The sequence below is a fragment of the Kitasatospora sp. NPDC127067 genome (genome assembly GCF_042724755.1).
Lineage (GTDB): Bacteria > Actinomycetota > Actinomycetes > Streptomycetales > Streptomycetaceae > Kitasatospora > Kitasatospora lactacystinica.
Genome location: NZ_JBHXEM010000013.1, coordinates 27,698 through 45,047, shown reverse-complemented (window position 1 = coordinate 45,047; position 17,350 = coordinate 27,698). Strand labels below are relative to the sequence as shown.

Sequence of the window (17,350 nt, the reverse complement as noted above, 5' to 3'; positions counted from 1 at the left end):
CCACCAGCCATGCCACCGGCCACGCCGCCAGCCTTGCCGCCGGCCACCCCGGCGGCCGCGCCGGCGGCCACAGCGCCGCCCACCCGCCCGCCCACCGCGCCCCGGCCGTCTCCGCGGTGCACACCGAGACGCGCCGCGCCGACGAGCACGACCGCACCGCGCTGCGCGCCGCACTCGCCGCCGCCACCGACGACCGGATCATCTACGACCTCGACGGCATCGGCCGCCAGTACGCCGCGCTCTGCGCCGAACTGCCCGGCGTGGCCGTCCGCTTCGCGATGAAGGCCTGCCCGGTGGACGAGGTGCTGGACCACCTCGCCGCCCTCGGTTCGGGCTTCGACGCGGCGAGCCCGCAGGAGATCGCCCAGGCGCTGCGCACCGGCGTGCCGCCCGAACTGGTCCACTACGGCAACACCGTCAAGTCCGACCGCAACATCGCCGAGGCCCACCGGTTGGGCGTGCGGGACTTCGCCACCGACAGCCTGGAGGACGTCGCGGCGATCGCCGAACACGCTCCCGGCGCAAGGGTGTTCTGCCGCATCGCGACCACCGGCGAGGGCGCGCTGTGGGGCCTGAGTCACAAGTTCGGCTGCTCGCCCGAGGACGCGCTGCGGGTGCTCGACGCCGCCCGCACCGCCGGGCTCGTGCCGTCCGGACTGTCGGTGCACGTCGGCTCCCAACAGATGACCGCCGAGGCCTGGAGCGCCGCCGTGGAGTCGCTGGCCGCCGTACTGGAGGCGCTCAATTGGCGCGGCATCACCCCGACCCGGATCAACCTCGGCGGCGGCCTGCCCGCCCTCGGCGTCCTCGACCGCGGCGGACGCCCGCTCGACCCGCCGCTGGACAAGATGTTCGCGGTGATCCGCGAGGGCATGGAGCGGCTGAGCGCCGTCAACGCCGGGCCGCTGGAGTTCCTGCTGGAGCCGGGGCGGCACCTGGTCGCCGACCACGGCGCGATCCGCGCGCACGTCTCCCGGCTCACCTCCCGCCACCGCCCCGACGGCACCCGGGAGGACTGGCTCTACCTCAGCTGCGGCAAGTTCAACGGCCTGTACGAGATGGACCAGCTCCAGTACCGGCTGGAGTTCCCCACCCACCCGGGCGGTCAGTTCGTCAACGCCGTGGTGGCCGGCCCGACCTGCGACAGCGACGACGCGTACGCCCAGGAGGGCGGCCTGGTGCGCGTCCCGCGCGCGATCGGCTCCGGCGAACCGGTCTGGATCCACTCCTGCGGCGCGTACGCCACCGCCTACGCCACCCAGGGGTTCAACGGCTTCGCGCCGCTGCCGTACAGCTGCATCGGCGGGCGCCGCGAGGGAGGAGAGAGATGAGCGAGTACCGCATCCGGCTGCTCCGGGAGGAGGACTGGGACGCCGTGGTCGCGCTGGAGGAGCGCGCCTACGCCGCCAGCGGCCTGTCCGAGGGCCGCGAGGCGCTGCGCTCCCGGCACCGGGCCTCGCCGGACACCTGCTTCGTGCTGGAGCACCCGGGCGGCCTCGGCGGCTACCTGCTCGCCCTGCCGTACCCGCTGTTCCGCTGCCCGGACCTCGGCCGCGGCGAGGACGGGGCCGACGCGGGCGAGCGGCCGACCAACATGCACGCCCACGACCTGGTGATCTCCGAGGACCTGCGCGGCCGGGGCCTGTCCCTGCGGCTGCTGCGGCACCTGGAGCACACCGCCCGGACGGCCGGCTACCGGAGCGCCTCGCTGGTCGCCGTCCGCGGTTCGCACGTGCTGTGGACCCCGCTGGGCTACCGCGCCCGGCCCGAGATCGACCTGCCCGAGAGCTACGGCACCCGGGCGGTCTACATGGCGATGCCGCTGGACGCCGCGCCGGTCCGGCCGCTGCCGCATTCCACCGCGATCCGCGGGCCGTACTCCAGAGCCGAAGTGGGCTGATACCGATGTCCCCCGTTCGCGACGACTTCCGCCGGTCCCAAGTGGCCATCGGCGCCCTGTTCTTCGTCCTCGGATTCCAGTACGCGACCTGGGTCTCCCGGGTGCCCGCGCTCAAGGCCCGGCTCGATCTGGGCGAGGCCCGGATCGGCCTGCTGCTGATGACCTGCGGAATCGGCGCGGCGGTGTCCTTCCCCCTGGTCGCGGTGCTGACCCGGCGGCTCGGCTCCCGCCTGCTCTCGGTGCTGTCCGCGCTCGCCCTCGGCGTGATCCTGCTCGCCCTGTCGGTGGTGCCGAACTACCCCGTGATGCTGCTGGTGCTGTTCCTCGACGGCGTCGCGGTCGGCTGCCTGAACGTCGCGATGAACGCCCAGGGCGCCGCGCTGGAGGCCCGCTTCGAGCGGGCCACGATGTCCCGGCTGCACGCCACCTTCAGCGCCGGTTCGCTGCTCGCCGCCCTGCTGGCCTCGGGCGTCACCTCCGTCACCGGCACCCTGGCGGTGCACTTCGGGGTGGCCGCCGCGCTGCTCGCGGTGCTGGTCGTGGCGGCCCGGCCGGGGCTGCTGGCGGACCGGCCGGCCTCAGCCGCCGAACCGGAGGAGAGGAAGCGGCGCCGCGGCTTCGTGCTGCCGACCGTCGCGACCCTCTGGATGGGCCTGGCGATGATGTTCGGCACCGTCACCGAGGGCGCCATGAACGACTGGTCGGCGCTCTACCTCAAGGACTACGTGCACGCCGGCGCGGGGCTCGCCCCGATGGGCATCGCGGTGGTCTCGGTGATGATGGTCTGCGCCCGGATCTTCGCGGACGGCTGGCGCACCCGCTTCGGCGACGGCCGGATCGTGCGCACCGGCAGCCTGCTGGCCGGCCTCGGACTCGCCCTGGCCCTGGCGGTCGGCGGCGTGGTCCCGACCCTGCTCGGCTTCGCCTGCGTCGGCCTCGGCGTGGCCGCGGTGACCCCGTGCGTCTACGTCGCCGCCGCCAGGCAGGGCGCCGACGCCCTCTCGCTGGTCGCCGCCATGGGCACCACCGGCCTGCTGGCCGGCCCCGCCGTGATCGGCTTCGTCGCCGGTGCCACCAGCCTGCTCTGGGGCATGGCCGCCGTCGCCGCCTCGGCGGCCGTCGTCTCCCTCTGCGCCACCCGGATCCGCTGGCCCGGCCAGGACACCTCCGCCGCTCCCGCCGATCCTCTGCTCGCCGCCGACCTGAGCTGACCCTCCCGCACACCCGCCCGGGCCCCGTCAGCGCCCGGCCGGTACGTCCGAGCCGCCGGTGGCGATGTGGTGGGCGAGCCTGCCGCGCAGGGCCGTGAGGCGGGCGATCTCGGCGTCCAGGGTGGCCAGGCGGGCGTGGACGACGGGGGCGAAGGTGTCGGGGCCGGGGGTCTCGGAGCAGCGGACCGGCGGGTCCTGGGCGAGCAGGTCGAGCCGGTGGGCGCGGCCGGCCAGGTCCTCCACCGTCAGCCCCATGGCGAGGAGTTGGCGGATCACCCGGACCCGGGCGACCTCGGCCGGTCCGTACTCGCGCTGGCCGGAGGCGGAGCGGGCGGGCGGGGGGAGGAGGCCGCGCTGTTCGTAGAAGCGCAGTGCCCTGGGTGTGGTGCCCGCCGCTGCCGCCGCGTCCCCGATCCGCATGCCCGCTCCCTGGTCGTCAGAGTTCCACGACGGTCGTCCCGAAGGTGTCGCCGGTGAACAGTCCGGTCAACGCCGCGGCGGCCCGGGAGATGCCCGCCACCGACGTCCGGGGGAAGGTGATCTCTCCGGCGCGCAGCCAGCCGGCCAGGCGCTCCCGCCACTCGGCCTCCAGGTCCGGGTGGTCGAGCACCGTGAAACCGCGCAGGGTCAGGCCGAGGGTGACGACCCGGAAGCCGTCGATCACCACCGGGCCGTCGCCGCCCGGGCGCTCCGGAGCGAGCTGGCCGGCCAGCGCGCCGACCAGGGCGAACCGTGCGCCGCGCCGGGCCGCGTCGACGGCGGCGGTGAGCTGCTCGCCGCCGACCAGGTCCAGCACGACGTCGACGCCGTCCGGCGCGGCCCCGGCCAGCTGTTCGGCGAACGGCCGCCCGCCGGGCACCAGCACCGCGTCGTAGCCGAGTTCGGCGGTCAGCCGCCGCGCCTTGGCGGGGGAGCGGGTGGTGCCGATCACCCGGGCGGCGCCGAGCAGCCGGGCGATTTGCCCGGCCACCGTGCCGACCGCGCCGGCCGCACCGGTCACCAGCACCACGTCGCCCGGGCGCACCCCGGCGGAGCGGGTCAGCCCGCCGTAGCCGGCCGAGGCGGCGGAGACCAGGGCGAGCGGGTCCGGGAAGTCCGACGGGACGGGGGTGAACTGCGCGGCCTGCGCGAGCGCGTGGTCCCGCCAGCCGTGCGGGTGGGTGACCAGGTCGCCCGGGCGCAGCGGTCCGTCCTGCGGTGCGGCCAGCACCTCGCCGAGGGCCGGTCCGAACAGCGCGTCCCCCACGGCGATGTGCGGCACCGGCAGGCCGGAGCCCGCGCCGCCGATCAGCGTGCGCAGGCCGGGGAAGACCAGGAAGGCCCGGTTGCGGACGAGCACGTCCCCGGGGCCGGGCGCCGCCAGCGGCTCCTCCGTGACGGTGAAGTCCCCGGGGGTCGGCAGCCCGGCCGGAGCGGAGGTCAGCCGGACGACGCGGGCGGTGGTGGGCAGGGCCATGGCGGCGCTCCTCGGAGCAGGAGGGGGCGGCGGCCGGTGCCGCCGCGGGACGCCCGGACGCTAACCCCTGACGCTTGCGTCAGGGGCAAGCCGACCGGGGGCGGCGGTGTCTGACGGGTCGGCAGTGTCCGACGGGTCGGCGGTGTCCGACGGGGCGTGGGGGAAGCCGGTCTTCTAGAGTCACGGGTGGTACGGCCGTGCGACTGTGGTGCGTCCGTACGACCGCGAGCCGCACCGAGAGGAACGAGCAGCATGACCGAGCAGGCCCCCGAGCCCTTCGAGCCCGTCGACGAGGACTGGCAGACCGCGCTGGCGATCGTCGCCCACCCCGACGACATGGAGTACGGCGGGGCCGCGGCCGTCGCCCGCTGGACCTCGCAGGGCAAGAAGGTCGTCTATGCGATGGTCACCAGCGGCGAGGCGGGCATCGACTCGCTGGACCCGGCCGAGTGCGGCCCGCTGCGCGAGGCCGAGCAGATCGCCTCGGCGCGCGTGGTCGGCGTCGACACCGTCGAGTTCCTCGGACACCCGGACGGGGTCGTGGAGTACGGGCTGCCGCTGCGCCGGGACATCGCCCGGGTGGTGCGCAGGCACCGGCCGGACATCGTGATCACCAGCAACTTCCGGGACACCTACGGCGGGCAGTTCCTCAACCAGGCGGACCACATCGCGGTCGGCCGGGCCACCCTGGACGGGGTCCGGGACGCCGGGAACCGCTGGGTGTTCCGCGAGCTGCTGGCCGAGGGCCACGAGCCGTGGAACGGCGTGCGGCAGATCTGGGCGGTGGCCTCGCCGGACGCCGGGCACGCGGTGGACACCACCGCGCACTTCGACCGGGGCGTCGCCTCGCTGGAGGAGCACAAGGCGTACCTGGCCGGGCTGGGCGGGGCGATGGCGGAGCCGCGGGAGTTCCTGGAGGGCTTCGGCCGGGGCGCGGGCAGCCGGCTGGGGACGCGCTTCGCGGTGCCGTTCGAGGTGTTCCCGCTGCGCTGACCCGCGGCTACTCGGGCCCGGTGCCGGTGTCGGTGCCTGTTCCTGTTCCTGTGCCGGAGCCCGTGTCGATGCCGGTGCCGGCGCCCGTGCGGCGCCGGCGCCGGTGGCGCAGCACCTGCCGGAGCAGGACGGCGGCGACCAGCACGCCCAGCCCGACCGCGAACCAGACCTGGTAGCGCAGCGCCGTGCGGTACACCGCGCCGATGTTGGCCCCGGCGAGGTAGCCGAAGGTGCCCCAGACCGCCGTCCACAGCACCGCGCCCAGCAGGTTGAACGGCAGGAACCGGCGCCAGGGCATCTCCGTGGTCCCGGCGATGATCCCGTTGTACTGGCGCAGCCCGTCCACGAAGCGGGCGACCGTGACCACCTTGCCGCCGTGCCGGGCGAAGAAGTCCTCGGCGCGGTCCATCCGGGCCGGGGTGAGCAGCACGTAGCGGCCCCAGCGGTGGACGAAGGCGCGGCCGCCGGTGCGGCCGATCAGGTAGCCGAGGCTGTTGCCGAGCGCGGCGGCGCCGGTCGCGACCAGCAGGACGGCGGCGAAGTCGAGGTGTCCGGCGCCGGCGTACACCGAGGCCAGCACCAGCACGGTCTGCCCGGGCACCGGGATGCCGCAGTTGTCGAGCAGCACGAGCAGCGCCACCGCGAGGTACCCGTAGTGGTCCAGCAGTGGCGCGAGCCCGGCGAGTGCCCCGGGCAGCGGGGTCGTGGGAGCGGACACCGCTCCTCACCACCTCGCGCGGGGCGGGGTGACGGGGGTGTCGGTCAGAGGTTCGCCTCGCGACGCTCGATGTTGCAGTCGGGGCCCGGGTAGATCAGACCCTCGTGGCCGTCCTCGAACCGGACCATGTACGGCGGCTGTCCGTCGGTGCCGCGCACCTCGACGATCTCGCCCTTCTGGTCCACCATGCCCACCGACCTGCTGTGGATGTGGAGCTGGTCACCTACCGCTGCCTGCATGGTCTGCTCCCTCGGGTCGTGTGCCCGGCCGCCTCCACGGCCGTTCCCGCTATCCACTGTGCTGCGGGTGCGGCGGGCGCGCAACGCCTCGGGCGGACGGGGCGCGCGAGGGGCGCGGGGTCCTGCGTCAGCGGGCGGAGGACTGTTGCGCGAGGTAGCCGCGGACCAACCGCTTGCACTCGGCGATCAGCGCCGGATCGCCGTCGGGCGCCTCCCGGAAGGCCAGCTTGAGCACCGCGTCGGCGGCCTCCAGGGCCACCCGCAGGGCCAGCGTGGTGGCCGACGGGTCGCCCGTCCGGAACAGTTCGCCGCCGAGCGCCTGGAGCCGCAGCGCGACGGCGGTGTTGTTGTCCACGCCCGCGTCCAGCAGGTGCAGGTCGTCCTGGACGCCGGTGGGGACGGCCGGGCCCGCCAGGCCGAAGTCCAGCTGGCCGAAGCCCGGCACCGCGCGCTTCATCGCCACGAACTCCTCCACGGCCAGGTCGGTGAAGAGGGCGGGGCCGACCGGCGCGGCGGCGGCCAGCCGGGCGTCCAGGCGCTGGAGGTAGTGGTCGAGGTTGCGGGTGGCGAGCGCGGCCAGCAGGTCCTCCTTGCCGGCGAAGAACTGGTAGAGGGTGCCGATCGGCACCTGGGCGCGCTGGGCGACTTCCTTGGTGGTGAGCGCGGTCGCCCCGACCTCGTCCAGCAGCCCGGCGCAGGCGTCCAGGATGCGGCCGTACCGCTCCAGGCTGCGCTGCTGGACCGGGCGGCGCCTGACCGGTCCGGGGGCGGGGTGACTCCTGTCGCTCATGACCTCACTGTGCCGCATCCGCCGTGACGGCGGCGAATCACCGGGGCGCGAACGGCCCGGAGTTCCCCGTGGGACGGGAGCCGACTGGTGGCCGGAGCTGAACGGCACGGTGGCGGGAAGGTGTCCACGAGCTGGTATAGGCCTTGTCGTGGACGCGATGACAGGTTCATACTCCTGGGGCGGACTACTTTGCGTGATCAACGCATGCCTCTTCGTGGTGATCGCGATTCAGCTGTGGCGGCCGAGACGCCTGTGACGGACGCACCGCCGCCACCCGAGGTCTGGACGACACCGTGTGCCTCCACTGCCCGCGCCACGTCCTGTGGCGTCACGACCCTGTGTGTGCCCGCCCGACGGAAGGAGGGGATCGGTTCGGTGACGCTGCACTCCGGAGGGCGTGAGGCCCTCGACACCGAGCACCGCCGCCAGTTCCTGGAGTCCGGGTACCTGGTCCTGCCCGGCCTGCTGCCGGAAGCGCTGCGCGAACGGCTCGCCCCCGAGGTCGACCGGTGGGTGGACGAGGGCCTGCGGGCCCGGTCGATCGCCGCGTGCGCCGACCCCTTACGCCACGGACCGCCCCCGCTGCTGGAACTGGAACTGCCCGCCCACGGCGAACTCCTCACCCACCCACCGCTGCTGCGCACCCTGACCCGCCTGCTCGGGCCGGACTTCGTCTTCCACCACCTGCACAGCGACCGTCAGGACCCGGGGATCCCGGGCAAGGCCTGGCACCACGACTGCGAGCCCAACGACCGCTCCGACCCGTCGCTGCTGATGGTCCACGCGCTGCACTACCTCGGCGGACTGGACGAGCGGGTCGGCAGCCTGGCCGTGCTGCCCGGCTCGCACCTGCGCACCGTCGGCAAGTCCGCCTTCGCCCACCACGGCACCGCGGAGCTGCCCGGCGAGGTGGTCCTCGACCGGCTGCCGCCCGGCTCGACGGTGCTGCTCAACTCGGCGCTGTTCCACACCCGCAGACCGGCGCCCGAAGGACCGGGCCACCCCCGGTACTTCGTCGACGCCTCCTACTGCCAGGTGGGGGCGCGCTGGCGCCCGGTGAAGCCCTATTGGCGGCAGATGCTCGCCCGGGCCCGCGAACTGGACCTGGCCGACGGCCAGTGGCCCGAGCTGTTCGCCGAGCGGCACTTCACCGAGTACACCGCCGGCGAACACGCCCGCACCGAGTACACCGGAACCGTCTGAGGAGCACTGCCGTGGAGATCGTCACCGCCGTCGCCTTCCCCGAGGTCCACGACGCCTACCTGCGGGACCACCCGGTGGAGCGGGCCCACGAGGCGAACAGCAACATGTACGGCGAGGAGAACCTCGAACGTGCCGACCGCATCCCCGGCGGCTGGTGGCGGATCCGGCTCGCCCGGGCGGACGTCCTGGGCGTCGTGCTGCCCTGGCACCTCAGTGAGGGCGGGGAACTCGAAACGGTGCCGCGCTCCGGGCTGACGGTGGCCGAGGCGGCCGAGCGGGTCCGCGCCGGCGGAGCCGCCTGGGCCGTCGCCAACCCGGTCTGCGCGGCCAAGCTGCGGCTGCTGCGGTGGGCACCGTTCACGCCCGTCTTCCTCAGCACCGCGCCGGTCGACCACTCCGACTACGGGGACCTCGCGGTCCGGTCCGGGCTGATCCACCTCGACGGCCTGCACCGCATGCTGGCTTGGGAGTTGGCCGGCCGGCTGCCCGAGCGGGCGCTGCTCGACGGGTACCTGGTGGGCGACCCGGGGGTGGTCGCCGGGCCGGCCCGGGCGGGCCGGACGGGGGGCGATTCGGCGTGACCCCCGCGACGCAGCACCTCCGCTCCGCGTCCCGCGGCCACGCGGCCGACCCCGTCCGCGGTGCCCGCTCGCTGCCCGAACTGCTCGCGCACCTCGCCCGGGCCCACCCCGACCGGCCCGCCCTGGGCGACGGGGTCCGCAGCTTCGACTACCGCACGGTCGACGCCGCGGCCGGCCGGATCGCCGCCAGGCTGGCCGCCGCCGGCACCGGCCGGGGCGACCGGGTCGCCCTGGTCGGGCCCCGGGACGCCCGGATGCTGGTGCTGCTGTACGGGGTGCTGCGCTCGGGCGCGGCGGCCGTGCTGGCCGATCCGGACTGGTCGGCGGCCGACCTGGCCCGGCGGCTGGCGTCCGTGCGGGTGGCCCGGGTGCTGGCCACCGAGGGCGGGCTCGGCGGGGAGGTGGTGGACGTCGGGGCCGGGCGGACGCCGGGCGTCGAGCGCGCGGAGGCGCCGGGCGCCGAGGACGCCGAGGCGCCGACCGTCGAGGCGCTGCCGGGGCCGCGGTCGGCGACCGTCGAGGTACGGGGCGAGGACCTCGCCTACCTCTCCTTCACCTCCGGGTCCAGCGGCGAGCCCAAGGCGGTGGCCGTCACCCACGCCAACGCCGTGCACTACGCCCGGGCGCTGGCCGGGCGGCTCGGCCTCACCGAGGCCGACGCCCCGTGCGCCGCGCACGTCACCACCCTGGCCGCCGACCTCGGCCACACCGCCTGGCTGCTCGCCCTGGCCACCGGCGGCTCGGTGCACCTCGTGCCGGACCGCGAGGTGCGCGACCCGGAGGCCTTCTGGGCCTCGCTGCGGCGGGCCCGGGTGGACGTGCTGAAGACCACCCCCTCGCACCTGACCGCCCTGCTGGAGGGCCGTCCGGCCGACTCCCCGCCGCTGCACACCGTGCTGCTCGGCGGCGAGCCGCTGCCCCGTCCGCTGGCCGCCGCCCTGCTCGACCGGGGCACCACCGTGCGGCTGGCCAACCACTACGGCCCGACCGAGACCACCGTCGGCGCCACCTGCCTGCTCGTCGCCTCCGCCGGCCAACTGCCCGCCGAGGAGCCGACCGTACCGATCGGCACCGGGATCGGCGAGGTGCTGCTGACCGTGGTGGACGGCGCCGGCCGGGCGGTGCCGGACGGCACGGTCGGCGAACTGCTCATCGGGGGCCGGGGCGTGACCGCCGGCTACTACGGGCGGCCGGCCGAGACCGCACGCGGCTTCGTCCGGCACGACGGCCAACTCGTCTACCGCACCGGGGACCTGTGCCGCCGGCGGGCGGACGGTGACCTGGTCTTCCTGGGCCGGGTGGACCGCCAGGTGAAGGTCCGCGGCTACCGGGTGGACCTCGCCGAGGTCGAGCGGGCGATGGACGGCCACCCCGGCGTCGCCCGCTCGGCGGCGCTGCTGCGGGAGACCGCACTCGGCAACCAACTGATCGGCGTCGTCCGGCTGTCGGGAGGCGTCGGCGGCTCGGAGGGGCCGAAGGGGCCGAAGGGGACAGCAGGGCCGACGGAGTCGGCGGGGTCGGCGGGGTCGGCGGGGGAGGAGACGCTGGAGGACCTGCGCGCGTACCTGCGGGACCGGCTGCCCGGCTACTCCGTGCCGCAGCCGATCCTGGTGCTGCCGCAGTTCCCGGTCGGGCCGAACGGCAAGCTCGACCGACAGCGGCTGGCCGAGCTGGCGGCCGAACTGGTCGAGGCCCGGGCGGAGTCCAGCGGCACCGCCGGGAGCGGCCCGGCCGGGGAGATCGCCCGGTTCTGGGCGGGCGCCCTCGGCCTGCCCGCGGTCGGGCCGCGCGCCGACGTGCTCGCCCTCGGCGGGGACTCCATCCTCGCCATGCGCACCATCGCCTTCCTGCGGCGCTCCGGCCTGCGGGTCGCCTACGAGGACTTCTACCGGCACCCGACGGCCGAGGGCCTGGCGGCGGTCGCCGTCCCGGCCGTGCCGTCCGTCCCCGCCCCGCGCGGTGACGCCGGCGGCTACCGACTCGCCCCGGCGCAGCGCTGGTTGTACCGGCAGCGGTCGCTGCGGGAGCCGCGGCACTGGAACCAGTCCGTGCTGCTGCGCTGCCGCACCGCCGTCGACCCGGAGGCGCTCTCGGCGGCCGTCGCGGCCGTCCTGGAGCGGCACCCGGCGCTGCGCCGCCCGGTCACCCCCGACGGCTGCGGCGAGCTCCGGGAGGTGGCCGGCCTCGACCCGGTCTCCTGTTCCCGGATCCCACGTGCGGCCGGGGAGATCGCCGACACCGTCGCCGGGGTCTGCACCGAACTCCACCGCAGCCTCGACCCGGCGGCCGGCCGGCTGCTGCGCGCCCACCTGTTCACCGGTCCGCCCGGCACCGACGACCGGCTCGCGCTGATCGCGCACCACCTGGTGGTCGACGGGCTGTCCTGGCGGATCCTGCTGGACGACCTGGCGCACGCGTACCGGGCGGTGCTCGACCGGAAGCCGGCCGATCTGCCGCCGACGGCGGACTTCTACGCCTGGGCGGCGGCCGCGTCTCCCGCCGTCGAGCCGGTCGCCGGGGAGGCCGGGGAGCCCGCGGTCGGGGAGGTCGCGGTCGGGGAGCCCGCGGTCGGGGAGCCCGTCGTCGGGGAGGCCGCCGTCGGAGAGGTCCAGGAGCCCGGTGCGCTCAGCTGGGCGCTCGACCCGGCGGCCACCGCCCGGCTGATCGCCCGGCACGGCGCCGGGTCCGGGCTGGAGGCCGTGCTGCTGGCCGCCTTCGCCGGGGCCGTCACCGGCGACAGCGGCCGTCCCCGGCTCGCGGTGGAGGTCGAGACCCACGGCCGGGACGCGGTCGGCGACGAGGGCGAATTCCTGGACACCGTCGGCTGGTTCACCGCCGTCAAGCACGTCGCTCTGGACGCCGGGGCCGCCCCGGACACCGTGGCGCGGCGGCTGCGCGAGGCCTCCGTCCGGCCGATGGACGCGCCCGGCGGGCGTCCCGCCGTCGGCTTCAACTTCCTCGGCACCTTCCGGCTGCCCGAGGAGCCCGCGCTGGACTGGACGGTCGCCGCCGAACAGGCCGGGACGGCCCGCTGTACCGGGGGCGACCCGCTGTACGAACTGCGCCTCACCGCAAGGGTGGTGGAGCAGCGGCTGGTCGCCGACCTGGTGTACGGGCGGCCCGGCCTGCCGCACTCCGCCGCCGAGCGGATCACCGGGCGGTTCGCCCGGGCGGTGGCGGCCGAGGCGCGGGCCCCGGAGGCCGCACCGGTCGTCCGGGCGCCGCTGTCCACCTCCGGCCAGCTGCTGCACCCCGGCGTCGCCCCGGCGGCCCGGGCGAGGGTGGGCGAACCCGCCCGGGTGCTGCTCACCGGCGCCACCGGCTACCTCGGGCGGCACCTGCTGGAGGCCTTCCTCCGACGCGGGGCCGAGGTCACCTGCCTGGTGCGGGCCGCGGACGACGCCGAGGCGCTGAAGCGGCTCGGTGCCGGGGCGGCCGGCCCCGTCCGCGCGCTCGCCGGGGACATCGACCGGGACGGCCTCGGCCTCTCCCCGGCCGGGCTGGAACTCGCCCGGGGCGCCCACCTGGTGGTGCACGCGGCGGCGGACGTCCGGCTGGTGGCCTCGCCCGACGAGCTGGAGCGCACCAACCACACGGCGGTGCGGCGGCTGCTCGACTGGCTCGGGGAGAACGCGCCGGACGCCCGGCTCCACCACGTCTCCACGCTCGCCGTCTCCGGCGGCGTCGACGGCCCGCCGCGCCGCTTCAGCGAGGCGGACCTGGAGATCGGCCAGTACTTCCGCACCCCGTACGAGCGGACCAAGTACCGGGCCGAGCAGGCCGTCCGGGCCTGGGCCGCCCGCGGGCACACCGCCCACCTGCACCGCAGCGGCCACATCGCGGCGCACAGCCGGACCGGCGCGTTCCAGGCCAACGCCGGCGACAACCGGATCTACCAGCTGATCCGCGGCTACCTGCTGGCCGGCGCCGCGCCGAGCCGGCCGGACACCGCCTTCGCGTTCTCGTACGTGGACACGGTGGCCGCCGGGATCGCCGCGATCGCCCTCGACCCGTACGCCGCGCCCGGCGCGTACCACGTGGAGACGCCGCACGCCGTCCCGCACGACGAGCTGGTGCGGTGGCTGGCCGGGCACGGCCACCCCGTGCGGCTCACCGACGAGGAGGGCTTCGCGGCCGCCCTGGCCCGGGCCGAGCGCCGCCACCCGACGGCCGTCCGGGTGGCCGCCGCGTGGGCGGCGCAGGAGGAACGCCGGGTGCTGGTGGACAGCGCGTACACCACCGCGGTGCTCGACCGGCTGGGCGTGCGCTTCGCCGCGCCGACCCCGCAGTGGTGGTCGGCCGCGCTCACCTGGGCCGCCGAGGCCGGCTACCTGCCGGGCGCCGGCCCGATCCCACCCACCCGTGACGACATCCGTGACGACATCCGTGACGAACGTCGCGACCGACGTCGTGACGACATCCGTGAAGGCAGGACCAACCCGTGAAGGCAGGCCCCGTGTCCCAGCTCTCCCCGGTGCTCAAGCAGGCCACCCCGGTCGTCGCCGTACGCGGCGAAGGACTCCACCTCTACGACGCCGCAGGCCGCAGCTACCTCGACTTCACCTCCGGAGTGGGGGTGACCAGCACCGGCCACTGTCACCCGAAGGTGGTCGAGGCCGTCCGGGAGCAGGCCGGCCGGCTGATCCACGGGCAGTACACCACCGTGCTGCACGACCAGCTCCTCACGCTCACCGAGCGGCTCGGCGAGGTGCTGCCGCCCGGCCTGGACTCGCTGTTCTACGCCACCGCCGGCACCGAGGCGGTGGAGGCCGCGCTGCGGCTCGCCCGGCACGCCACCGGACGGCAGAACGTGATCGTCTTCGAGGGCTCCTTCCACGGTCGGACCATGGGCGCGGCCTCGCTGACCACGGCCGGCACCCGGTTCCGGGCCGGTATCGGCCCGCTGATGCCCGGGGTCGCGGTGGCGCCCTTCCCGGCCGCGTTCCGGCTGGGCCTGTCCGAGGACGAGGCGGTCGCGCACGCCCTGCGCGGACTGGACGAGGTGCTCGCCACCGTCTCCGCGCCCGCCGAGACGGCCGCCGTGTTCGTCGAGCCGGTGCTCGGCGAGGGCGGCTACGTCCCGGCCCCGCCCGGCTTCCTGGCCGGGCTGCGCGAGCGGGCCGACCGGCACGGCATCCTGCTGGTGGTGGACGAGGTGCAGACCGGCTTCGGCCGTACCGGCCGGTTCTGGGCCCACGAGCACGAGAGCGCCCACCCGGACGGGGCCGGCGTCCGTCCCGACGTCCTGATCACCGCCAAGGGGCTGGCCAGCGGCTTCCCGCTGTCCGCGATCGCCGCGTCCACCGAGCTGATGGGGCGCGCCTGGCCGGGCTCGCAGGGCGGCACCTACGGCGGCAACCCGGTGGCCTGCGCCGCCGCGCTGGCGACCCTGGACGTGCTGCGCGAGGAGCGGCTGGTCGAGAACGCGGCCGAGCAGGGCGTCCGGCTGCTGGCCGGGCTGCGGGCGGTGGCCGCCGGGACGCCCGGGATCGCCGACGTCCGCGGGCTCGGGCTGATGGCCGCCAGCGAGTTCTGCCGTCCCGACGGCACGCCGGACCCGGAGGCGGCCCGGCGCGCCCAGCAGGCCGCGGCCGAGCACGGGCTGCTGCTGTTGCTGTGCGGGATCCACCTCAACGTGGTCCGGATGATCCCCGCGCTGGTCGTCACGGCCGAACAGATCGACGAGGGCCTGGAGTTGTGGGCGAAGGCCGTTGCGGCCGGCGGCCGGTAGGGAGGAGAGGACATGGATGCGGTGACCGAAATCGGCTGGAGCAGCCTGGAGTTGGACGCCCGGCGGGAGCTCTGGTCGCTCCCGCTGGGGGAGCAGGAGCGGCGGCTGCTCTGGGCCGACGCGCGGGCCGGGCGGTGGGACGCGGCCGGGGAGGTGCGGGCCCGGCTGCGGGAGTTCGTCCGGAACGCCGCCGACTCGGTCGGCATCACCCATGTGAGCGGCCTGGTGGACCCGGCCCGCCCGGAGCAGGAGATCACCGAGGTGCTCTCCTTCCTGCTGCGGGACTTCGGCCGGATCGTCCCGCAGAACGGGCGCGGCGACCTCACCTCGGTGCTGCACGACCAGGACGGCGACGGCAACACCGAACTCGGCTTCCACTGCGACACCTGCGACCTGCTGGTCCTGCTGTGCCTGCGGCCCGCCTTCGACGGCGGCGGGCTGACCAAGCTGGCGAGCGCCCGGCACGTGCACGACCTGATCCAGCGGGAGCGGCCCGACGCGCTGGCCACGCTCCGCGAGGAGTGGACCTTCGAGCGCAGCGGCCGGGCCGGCCCGCAGGTGGTGGTCACCCCCATCCTGTACGACCGCAAGGACGGGACGGTCGGCTGCTACTACCAGACCCGCACCGTCCGTTCCTCGCCCGACCGCGGCGGACCGGAACTGACGGACCATCAGTGGGAGGCGCTCGGCGTGCTGGACGAGGTGCTCTACCGGCCGGAGATCGCCTTCGGGCTGCCGATGGCCGCCGGGGACCTGCTGATCATCCGCAACAGCCGGGTGCTGCACGGGCGTTCGCCGTTCGTCGACGAGCCCGGGCCGTACTCCCGGCGGATGCTGCGGGTCTGGGTGAACGAGGGGGAGGAGTGGGCGCCGTGACCACCGGAGGAGATCGCGGTGCGGTGACCGCACCGCACGGACGGGTGGCGATCGTCACCGGCGGGGGCAGCGGGCTGGGCCGGGCCTCGGCGCTGGCCCTGCTGGCGGCCGGCTGGACCGTGGTCGTCGCCGGGCGCCGCAAGGACGCGCTGGAGGGGACCGCGGCCCTGGCCGGTCCGGCCGCCGACCGGGTGCTGCCCGTCCCGACCGACATCCGCAGCCCGGAGGAGGTAGCCCGGCTCTTCGACACCGTCCTCGACCGGTACGGCCGGCTGGACCTGCTGTTCAACAACGCGGGCGCCGCCGCCCCGCGCCGGCCGATCGCCGAGACCCCGTTCGAGGACTGGAACCGGGTGCTGGACACCATCGTCACCGGCGGATTCCTCTGCGCCCGCGAGGCCTTCCGGGTGATGAGCACCCAGTCCCCGCAGGGCGGACGGATCATCAACAACGGCGCGCCCTCGGCCTACGTGCCGCGCCCCAACTCGATCGCGTACACCGCCGCCAAGCACGCCGTCCTCGGTCTCACCAAGGTGCTCGCCCTGGACGGCCGGCCGTACGGCATCTCCTGCGGGCAGATCGACGTCGGCAACGTCACCCCGGTGGACGGCGGCCCGCAGCCGGCCGCGATGCAGGCCGACCGGACCATGGCCGTCGAGGCGACCATCCCGGTGGACCGCTTCACCGAGGCGCTGGTGCTGATGGCCTCGCAGCCGCCGGACACCACCATCCAGTCCCTGGTGGTGCTGCCGACCACCATGCCGTTCGTCGGACGGGGTTGAGCCGTGCTGGTCAGCGCACGCTCCTTCGCGGAGTACCGGGCGATGTTCGCGCTGGGGGAGCGGGACCTGGAGCAGCGCATCCTGGACTGCCCGGCCGGCGCGGCGAGCTTCGTCGCCGAGGCCGGGCGGCGCGGTGTCGACGCCGTAGCCGTCGACCTCCAGTACGCCGAACACCGTGAGGAACTGGGCCTGCTGGTGGAGCGGGAGACCGCGTTCAAACGCGAGCTGCTGGTGAAGGAGACCGAGGGCTGGGACCGGTCCTGGTACGCCGACGCGGACGACATGATCCGCCAGTGGACCGCCAACGCCCGCACCTTCCGCGCCGACATCGCCGCCCGCCCCGAGCGCTACGTGGCCGGCTCGCTGCCCGAACTCCCCTTCGCCGACGACTCCTTCGACCTGGTGCTCAGCTCGCACCTGCTGTTCTCCTACGGCAACCGGCTGGACGAGGACTTCCACCGGGCGGCCCTGCTGGAACTCGCCCGGGTGGCGCGCCGGGAGGTCCGGATCTTCCCGCTCGTGGTGTACGACACGGGAGTCCGCTACCAGGGCCTGGACCGGCTGCGCGGGGAACTGGCCGAACTCGGCGTCCCGAGCCGGGTGGAGCAGGTGTCCTACGAGTACCGGCCCGGGGGGAACGAGCTGCTGGTGCTCTCCACCGCCGCCCACCGGCCGTCGGCCCGGACCGCACCGGGTGCGGCGGGCGCACCGGGCGCGGCGGAGGCCGTGGACCCGGTGCGGTGGCGGCACCGGGCGCCGGGGGCCTGAGCGGCCGGCCGGTCGCGGGCCGGACGACGGGAGCCGGGGTGGGGGGGGGGGGGGTGGGGCGCCCCCCCCCCGGGGGCCCCGGGGCGGGGGGGTTTCGAAAAA

At 75.6% G+C, this 17,350-nt stretch carries 16 protein-coding genes; 11 read left to right on the top strand and 5 right to left on the bottom strand.

Going from position 1 to position 17,350, the window contains the following annotated elements; translation table 11 throughout:
- Positions 1-161 precede the first annotated feature (161 nt).
- The 3 genes from ACFWJ4_RS07990 to ACFWJ4_RS07980 are packed head-to-tail and all read left to right on the top strand — an operon-like array spanning position 162 to position 3,111.
- Complete coding sequence (locus ACFWJ4_RS07990) at positions 162-1,331, top strand: type III PLP-dependent enzyme (protein WP_380540703.1); 1,170 nt, start codon at positions 162-164, stop codon at positions 1,329-1,331.
- A complete protein-coding gene (locus ACFWJ4_RS07985; RefSeq protein WP_380540532.1) occupies positions 1,328-1,900 on the top strand; it encodes a GNAT family N-acetyltransferase in 573 nt (190 codons plus the stop codon). Before ACFWJ4_RS07990 ends, ACFWJ4_RS07985 begins: the two co-directional genes overlap by 4 nt.
- Positions 1,901-1,905: 5 nt before the next feature.
- Positions 1,906-3,111, top strand: coding sequence for an MFS transporter (locus ACFWJ4_RS07980; protein WP_380540529.1), 1,206 nt, complete (start codon positions 1,906-1,908; stop codon positions 3,109-3,111).
- A 27-nt stretch (positions 3,112-3,138) separates the two neighbouring features.
- Here the strand turns inward: ACFWJ4_RS07980 and ACFWJ4_RS07975 are convergent, their stop codons facing one another.
- Together ACFWJ4_RS07975 and ACFWJ4_RS07970 are read right to left on the bottom strand one after the other, a co-directional pair.
- Complete coding sequence (locus ACFWJ4_RS07975) at positions 3,139-3,531, bottom strand: MerR family transcriptional regulator (RefSeq protein ID WP_380540526.1); 393 nt, start codon at positions 3,529-3,531, stop codon at positions 3,139-3,141.
- Positions 3,532-3,547: 16 nt separating this feature from the next.
- Positions 3,548-4,567, bottom strand: coding sequence for a zinc-binding dehydrogenase (locus ACFWJ4_RS07970; RefSeq protein WP_380540523.1), 1,020 nt, complete (start codon positions 4,565-4,567; stop codon positions 3,548-3,550).
- A 252-nt stretch (positions 4,568-4,819) separates the two neighbouring features.
- Here ACFWJ4_RS07970 and ACFWJ4_RS07965 point away from each other — a divergent pair, with 252 nt between their 5' ends.
- The gene (locus ACFWJ4_RS07965; RefSeq protein ID WP_380540520.1) at positions 4,820-5,560 is read left to right on the top strand and encodes a PIG-L deacetylase family protein; all 741 of its coding nucleotides are present in this window, start codon (positions 4,820-4,822) and stop codon (positions 5,558-5,560) included.
- Between the two features lie 7 nt (positions 5,561-5,567).
- Here the strand turns inward: ACFWJ4_RS07965 and ACFWJ4_RS07960 are convergent, their stop codons facing one another.
- The 3 genes from ACFWJ4_RS07960 to ACFWJ4_RS07950 all read right to left on the bottom strand — a co-directional run bounded on the left by ACFWJ4_RS07960 (position 5,568) and on the right by ACFWJ4_RS07950 (position 7,307).
- Positions 5,568-6,278 carry a DedA family protein gene (locus ACFWJ4_RS07960; protein ID WP_380540518.1) on the bottom strand — a complete coding sequence of 237 codons (711 nt, stop codon included), beginning with the start codon at positions 6,276-6,278 and terminating at the stop codon, positions 5,568-5,570.
- Positions 6,279-6,322: 44 nt separating this feature from the next.
- Positions 6,323-6,517 (bottom strand): DUF1918 domain-containing protein, encoded by a 195-nt coding sequence (locus ACFWJ4_RS07955; RefSeq protein ID WP_359898515.1) that lies wholly within the window; start codon positions 6,515-6,517, stop codon positions 6,323-6,325.
- Between the two features lie 127 nt (positions 6,518-6,644).
- Complete coding sequence (locus ACFWJ4_RS07950) at positions 6,645-7,307, bottom strand: TetR family transcriptional regulator (protein ID WP_380540515.1); 663 nt, start codon at positions 7,305-7,307, stop codon at positions 6,645-6,647.
- Positions 7,308-7,682: 375 nt separating this feature from the next.
- On the opposite strand from ACFWJ4_RS07950, the gene ACFWJ4_RS07945 reads away from it, so the two are divergent.
- From ACFWJ4_RS07945 to ACFWJ4_RS07915, 7 genes are read left to right on the top strand one after another with little or no spacing between them, the layout of a single operon-like run.
- Positions 7,683-8,510 carry a phytanoyl-CoA dioxygenase family protein gene (locus ACFWJ4_RS07945; RefSeq protein ID WP_380540512.1) on the top strand — a complete coding sequence of 276 codons (828 nt, stop codon included), beginning with the start codon at positions 7,683-7,685 and terminating at the stop codon, positions 8,508-8,510.
- 11 nt (positions 8,511-8,521) lie between these two features.
- Positions 8,522-9,091, top strand: a complete 570-nt coding sequence (locus ACFWJ4_RS07940; RefSeq protein WP_380540509.1) for a DUF6309 family protein — start codon at positions 8,522-8,524, stop codon at positions 9,089-9,091.
- Positions 9,088-13,536, top strand: coding sequence for an AMP-binding protein (locus ACFWJ4_RS07935; protein WP_380540506.1), 4,449 nt, complete (start codon positions 9,088-9,090; stop codon positions 13,534-13,536). Before ACFWJ4_RS07940 ends, ACFWJ4_RS07935 begins: the two co-directional genes overlap by 4 nt.
- Before the next feature lie 11 nt (positions 13,537-13,547).
- Positions 13,548-14,822 carry an aspartate aminotransferase family protein gene (locus ACFWJ4_RS07930; protein ID WP_380540700.1) on the top strand — a complete coding sequence of 425 codons (1,275 nt, stop codon included), beginning with the start codon at positions 13,548-13,550 and terminating at the stop codon, positions 14,820-14,822.
- A 12-nt stretch (positions 14,823-14,834) separates the two neighbouring features.
- Positions 14,835-15,698, top strand: a complete 864-nt coding sequence (locus tag ACFWJ4_RS07925; RefSeq protein WP_380540503.1) for a TauD/TfdA family dioxygenase — start codon at positions 14,835-14,837, stop codon at positions 15,696-15,698.
- 23 nt (positions 15,699-15,721) lie between these two features.
- Positions 15,722-16,480: an SDR family oxidoreductase gene (locus ACFWJ4_RS07920; RefSeq protein WP_380540500.1), complete on the top strand. Its 759-nt coding sequence runs from the start codon at positions 15,722-15,724 to the stop codon at positions 16,478-16,480.
- A gap of 3 nt (positions 16,481-16,483) precedes the next feature.
- Positions 16,484-17,248 carry a methyltransferase domain-containing protein gene (locus tag ACFWJ4_RS07915; protein WP_380540497.1) on the top strand — a complete coding sequence of 255 codons (765 nt, stop codon included), beginning with the start codon at positions 16,484-16,486 and terminating at the stop codon, positions 17,246-17,248.
- The last annotated feature ends 102 nt before the right edge of the window (positions 17,249-17,350 follow it).

Coding starts and splice junctions, on each gene's coding strand:
- ACFWJ4_RS07985 (WP_380540532.1), top strand. CDS start 1,328: ATGAGCGAGTACCGCATCCGGCTGCTCCGGGAGGAGGACTGGGACGCC.
- ACFWJ4_RS07980 (WP_380540529.1), top strand. CDS start 1,906: ATGTCCCCCGTTCGCGACGACTTCCGCCGGTCCCAAGTGGCCATCGGC.
- ACFWJ4_RS07975 (WP_380540526.1), bottom strand. CDS start 3,531: ATGCGGATCGGGGACGCGGCGGCAGCGGCGGGCACCACACCCAGGGCA.
- ACFWJ4_RS07970 (WP_380540523.1), bottom strand. CDS start 4,567: ATGGCCCTGCCCACCACCGCCCGCGTCGTCCGGCTGACCTCCGCTCCG.
- ACFWJ4_RS07965 (WP_380540520.1), top strand. CDS start 4,820: ATGACCGAGCAGGCCCCCGAGCCCTTCGAGCCCGTCGACGAGGACTGG.
- ACFWJ4_RS07955 (WP_359898515.1), bottom strand. CDS start 6,517: ATGCAGGCAGCGGTAGGTGACCAGCTCCACATCCACAGCAGGTCGGTG.
- ACFWJ4_RS07950 (WP_380540515.1), bottom strand. CDS start 7,307: ATGAGCGACAGGAGTCACCCCGCCCCCGGACCGGTCAGGCGCCGCCCG.
- ACFWJ4_RS07925 (WP_380540503.1), top strand. CDS start 14,835: ATGGATGCGGTGACCGAAATCGGCTGGAGCAGCCTGGAGTTGGACGCC.